Here is a 5,117-nt window from a genome sequence, read left to right as displayed (position 1 = left end):
TACTAAATCGCTCCCCGGCGCAAGCAGAGGGATTTCTCTCCTCCTCTACATTTTTCCTGCATAGTATGCTAAAATAAATCTGATATACGCCACCTTGACGCTTTCTTTCTGCTCATGAGTGGTTCTGAACTGTGAAAGGAGATCTACTATGCATATACAGGAAACACTGCCCCGGTACCTTGGAAAATCCGTTTCGGAGGCTTCCAATAAAGAAATCTATCACGCGCTTCTTGCCCTTGTGCAAGAAGCGGCTGCCGGCAAAAAAGCAGCTGACAGCAAAAAGAAACTCTATTATATTTCCGCCGAGTTTCTCATTGGCAAACTTCTGTCCAACAACTTGATCAATCTTGGAATTTATGAGGAAGTAAAAGCATTTCTTGCGCAAAATGGCAAGAATTTAAGTGAAATCGAGGAACTGGAGCCGGAGCCATCTCTTGGCAACGGCGGACTTGGCCGCCTCGCCGCATGCCTTCTGGATTCTATCGCCGCACTGGGACTTAACGGAGACGGCATTGGTCTCAACTATCATCTGGGACTTTTCAAACAGACCTTTGAAAATTTTCTTCAAAAAGAGACACCTGATCCCTGGATTGAAAAAAAAAGCTGGCTGGAAAAGACAGACGTCACCTATCCTGTAGAATTCGGTGGTTTTACTCTGCATTCCAGAATATATGACATTGCCGTGACCGGATATGAAAACCGCACTAACAAGCTCCATCTTTTTGATGTGGATACCGTGGCAGAAGAGATCGTACATGACGGGATCACCTTTGACAAAGAAAATATCCCCAAAAACCTCACCCTCTTTCTCTATCCTGATGACAGTGATGAAAATGGACGCCTTCTCAGAATTTACCAGCAGTACTTCATGGTCAGCTGTGCCGCGCAGTTGATACTGGATGAATGTACGGCAAAAGGATGTACGCTCCTGGATCTTCCGGATTATGCAGTCATCCAGATCAATGACACCCATCCGACTCTGGTGATCCCCGAACTCATCCGGCTTCTGACCAAAAAAGGCCTTACAATGGATGAAGCAATCGCCGTAGTCTCCAAGACCTGCGCCTATACGAACCATACCATTTTGGCAGAAGCATTGGAAAAATGGCCGCTCTCTTACCTGCAGAAAGTTGTCCCGTCCCTGGTTCCTATCATTGAGATCCTGGATGATAAAGTACGAAGGAAATTTACCGATGAAAGCATCGCTATCATTGACCGCAACGATACCGTCCACATGGCTCATATAGATATCCACTATGGCTTCAGCGTCAATGGCGTTGCCGCCCTGCACACGGAGATCTTGAAGAAAAATGAACTGCATAATTTCTATCAGATCTATCCGGAAAAGTTCAATAACAAAACGAATGGAATCACTTTCCGCAGGTGGCTGCTCCACTGCAATCCCCTGCTGACACAGCTGCTTGTCTCTTGCATTGGCACCGGCTTTTATAAAGAACCGGCTCAGTTGGAAGAATTTCTCCGTTTCAAAACAGATCCGGAAATCCTGCGCCAACTTTTGGAAATAAAATATACAAACAAAAGACGACTATGTGAGTATCTAAAAAGCACGCAAGATATCACGCTTGATCCGGATTCCGTCTTTGATATCCAGATCAAGCGCTTACACGAATACAAACGTCAACAGATGAACGCACTGTATCTGATCGATAAATATCTGCAGATCAAAGCCGGCAATAAGCCCTCCACGCCGATTACCGCTATCTTCGGCGCAAAGGCGGCTCCTGCTTATACGATCGCCAAAGACATCATCCATCTGATACTCTGTCTGCAGGAACTCATCCGGCGCGATCCGGATGTCCTTCCTTATCTGCAGATTGTGATGGTTGAAAATTATGCCGTGGAAAAAGCAGAAAAATTGATCCCTGCCTGCGATATTTCGGAACAGATCTCTCTTGCTTCCAAAGAAGCGAGCGGTACCGGCAATATGAAATTCATGCTGAACGGAGCCATAACTCTCGGCACAGAAGACGGCGCCAATGTAGAAATACATGAACAAGTAGGTGATGAGAATATCTTCCTGTTCGGCGCATCCAGTGATGTGGTCATCCGCTATTATAAAAACGCCGACTATTCAGCAAAAGCGTATTATGAAAAGGATAAGGACATTCAAGCAGCCATAGATTTTATAACGGGCCAAGAACTGCTTTCCATTGGAAACAAAGAACAGCTGACACGCCTGCAAAATGAACTGCTTACGAAAGACTGGTTTATGACACTGCTGGATTTCCAAGCTTACAAGGCGAAAAAAGAGGAAGCACTGCGGGCATATGAAGACAGGACTGCCTGGGCAGAAAAGATGCTGGTGAATATCGCCCATGCAGGTTTCTTCTCTTCTGACCGCACTATAACAGAATACAACCGCGATATATGGCGACTGTAAAGACTTACACACCTGACAATAAAACGATTTAAACACCGGAGGAAGCATTATGCGAGCAAGCGGCATTTTATTACCTGTTTTTTCTCTGCCGTCTAAGTATGGCATCGGCTGCTTTTCTAAAGAAGCCTATGCATTTATTGATTTTTTAAAGGAAGCGGGACAGACCCGCTGGCAGATCCTGCCCCTGGGGCCGACCGGATATGGCGATTCGCCCTACCAGTCCTTTTCCACTTTTGCTGGAAATCCTTATTTCATAGATTTACAAACTCTGATTGAAGAACATCTTCTGACAGAACAAGAATGCGCAGCTTACGATTTTGGGAGAGATCCTGTTTCTATTGATTATGAAAAACTCTATCACGCAAGATTTGGAATCCTGCGTAAAGCCTATCAGCGTTTTTGCCCTGATAAGACATATGAAACCTTTATTTCACAAAACACCTGGTGGTTGTCTGACTATGCCCTTTATATGGCAGTCAAAGACGCTCATGACGGCATGCCCTGGTCTTCCTGGGAAACGCCTCTGCGCACCCGTCAGCCGGATGCTTTAAGGAAGGCCAAGGAACTGTATGCAGACGAGATCGGTTTCTATTCTTTCCTACAGTTTACCTTCGACAAACAATGGACACAACTGAAAGCCTATGCGAATAAAAATGCCGTACAGATCATTGGCGATCTCCCCATCTATGTAGCCTTTGACAGTGCAGATACCTGGGCGGCTCCAAATCTGTTCCAGTTCACAGAAAATCATACTCCAGTCCATGTTGCCGGCTGTCCGCCGGATGCCTTTTCTGCCACCGGACAGCTCTGGGGCAATCCTCTTTACAACTGGCAGTATCATAAGGAAACGGACTATGCCTGGTGGACACGTCGTATCGCACATAGTTTAAAATTATATGACATTGTAAGGATCGACCATTTTCGTGGCTTTGATGAATATTACGCGATTCCTTACGGTGATAAAACAGCGGAACACGGACAGTGGATGCCTGGACCAGGACTAGATTTTTTCCGTACTATAGAAAAGAAATTGGGACAGCTGCCTATTATTGCAGAAGACCTAGGTTTTCTTACAGACAGTGTGTTAAACTTACTAAAAGACAGCGGTTTTCCCGGTATGAAAGTCATCCAATTTGCCTTTGACGACCGGGAGTCATCCAATTATCTTCCCTACACATATCCTGCCAACTGCGTTGTATATACCGGGACACATGACAATGATACGACCCGCAGTTGGTATCGCCACGCGCCGAAAGAATGCCGAGATTTTGCGGCGGAATACCTACACAAGCCACTTCTGGATACAGACAGCCTGTCCTGGGATTTTATCGCCATGGCGATGAGTAGTGTAGCTAATTTATGTGTCATTCCGATCCAGGATTGTCTCTGCCTTGACGAACACGCCCGCATCAATACGCCTTCTACCCTAGGAGGCAACTGGACATGGCGGCTTACAAATGAGCAGCTCACAAAAGAACTGGCAGCACAGCTGAAGCATATGACAAAGCTGTATGGAAGGCTCTCCAGCTGATAAAGCGTGTTCTTCCGGCGCATTGTTAAAAACACTGTATCACCGTTATGCTTATATGCAGCGGTTTTGATACAGTGTTTTTCTCAACTTCTAAATATATTCCAGTATCCCTCGTATATCTCTTACAACAGCGTCTGCTCCGGCAGCTCTGTATTTCTTTTCTGCTGCCTTCATCCTGCTTGTCTTTTCTTCCTCGGAGAGTGCCTCAAATGTATCCAGCACGCTCTTGGCGTTCCGGATGCCTACATAATACAGCGGGCAGATTGGGAAAATGACGGGGTATTAAAGGCTATATACACAGACATGCTATGGAAAGCAAAGTTAAAGAAATGTCCGACATCACAAATAATCATTTTGAGCAACTATGTAACACGAAATGCAACACAAAAAAATAAAACCCCTGAAAATCAGAGGCTTTTCAATGCCGCAGACCGGAATCGAACCGGTACGGGTATCACTACCCACGGGATTTTAAGTCCCGGGCGTCTGCCAGTTCCGCCACTGCGGCATATGGAACCTATAGGGCTCGAACCTATGACCCTCTGCTTGTAAGGCAGATGCTCTCCCAGCTGAGCTAAGATTCCATCTCAACATCAAAAATTATTATATACCTAATTATAATTGATGTCAACGACCCAGAAGAGACTCGAACTCTCGACCTCCGCCGTGACAGGGCGGCGCTCTAACCAACTGAGCCACTGGGCCTTGCTTATATTCTGTTTTTAAATAGTGGACCTTCAGGGACTCGAACCCGGGACCGATCGGTTATGAGCCGATTGCTCTAACCAGCTGAGCTAAAGGTCCACATTAAATATGTCCCATATAGGAACAAAGCCGATGATCGGACTCGAACCGATAACCTGCTGATTACAAATCAGCTGCTCTGCCAATTGAGCCACATCGGCATATTCAATTTTATTGAATTGCACCATATCGGCAAACTACATTCAATGACTCCGACGGGAATCGAACCCGTGTTACCGCCGTGAAAGGGCGATGTCTTAACCGCTTGACCACGGAGCCAAATATTAAAATTACCTCTTATATTTTTATAGACCGCAAGTATGTGCTTACGGTCTATAACCTCCCCCTGTTGGACTCGAACCAACGACAACTCGGTTAACAGCCGAGTGCTCTACCGACTGAGCTAAGGAGGAATATAACTATTCTTCAGGATATACCCTG

At 45.8% G+C, this 5,117-nt stretch carries 3 protein-coding genes and 7 tRNA genes; 2 read left to right on the top strand and 8 right to left on the bottom strand.

Features of this window, described 5'->3' with window-relative positions:
* Positions 1 to 148 precede the first annotated feature (148 nt).
* Positions 149 to 2,401, top strand: a complete 2,253-nt coding sequence (locus tag WKT01_RS13600; RefSeq protein WP_340312732.1) for a glycogen/starch/alpha-glucan phosphorylase — start codon at positions 149 to 151, stop codon at positions 2,399 to 2,401.
* Between the two features lie 49 nt (positions 2,402 to 2,450).
* Positions 2,451 to 3,932: a 4-alpha-glucanotransferase gene (gene malQ / locus WKT01_RS13595; protein WP_117975502.1), complete on the top strand. Its 1,482-nt coding sequence runs from the start codon at positions 2,451 to 2,453 to the stop codon at positions 3,930 to 3,932.
* A gap of 90 nt (positions 3,933 to 4,022) precedes the next feature.
* On the opposite strand, the gene WKT01_RS13590 is transcribed toward malQ, so the two are convergent.
* The 8 genes from WKT01_RS13590 to WKT01_RS13555 form a co-directional block, all read right to left on the bottom strand.
* Positions 4,023 to 4,154 carry a hypothetical protein gene (locus tag WKT01_RS13590; protein ID WP_267304283.1) on the bottom strand — a complete coding sequence of 44 codons (132 nt, stop codon included), beginning with the start codon at positions 4,152 to 4,154 and terminating at the stop codon, positions 4,023 to 4,025.
* Between the two features lie 200 nt (positions 4,155 to 4,354).
* Positions 4,355 to 4,440 (bottom strand) — tRNA-Leu (locus WKT01_RS13585).
* A 3-nt stretch (positions 4,441 to 4,443) separates the two neighbouring features.
* A tRNA-Val gene (locus WKT01_RS13580) sits at positions 4,444 to 4,516 on the bottom strand.
* A 47-nt stretch (positions 4,517 to 4,563) separates the two neighbouring features.
* Positions 4,564 to 4,637, bottom strand: a tRNA-Asp gene (locus tag WKT01_RS13575).
* A gap of 25 nt (positions 4,638 to 4,662) precedes the next feature.
* Positions 4,663 to 4,736, bottom strand: a tRNA-Ile gene (locus WKT01_RS13570).
* A gap of 28 nt (positions 4,737 to 4,764) precedes the next feature.
* A tRNA-Thr gene (locus tag WKT01_RS13565) sits at positions 4,765 to 4,837 on the bottom strand.
* 46 nt (positions 4,838 to 4,883) lie between these two features.
* Positions 4,884 to 4,955: transfer RNA gene (locus WKT01_RS13560), tRNA-Glu, on the bottom strand.
* Between the two features lie 61 nt (positions 4,956 to 5,016).
* Positions 5,017 to 5,089: transfer RNA gene (locus WKT01_RS13555), tRNA-Asn, on the bottom strand.
* Positions 5,090 to 5,117 lie beyond the last annotated feature (28 nt).

The organism is Mediterraneibacter sp. ICN-202921, from assembly GCF_037890075.1.
In the GTDB taxonomy this organism is placed as follows: domain Bacteria; phylum Bacillota; class Clostridia; order Lachnospirales; family Lachnospiraceae; genus Mediterraneibacter; species Mediterraneibacter massiliensis.
The sequence above is the reverse complement of the archived record's forward strand: the minus strand, read 5'-3'. Positions and strand labels throughout refer to the sequence as shown.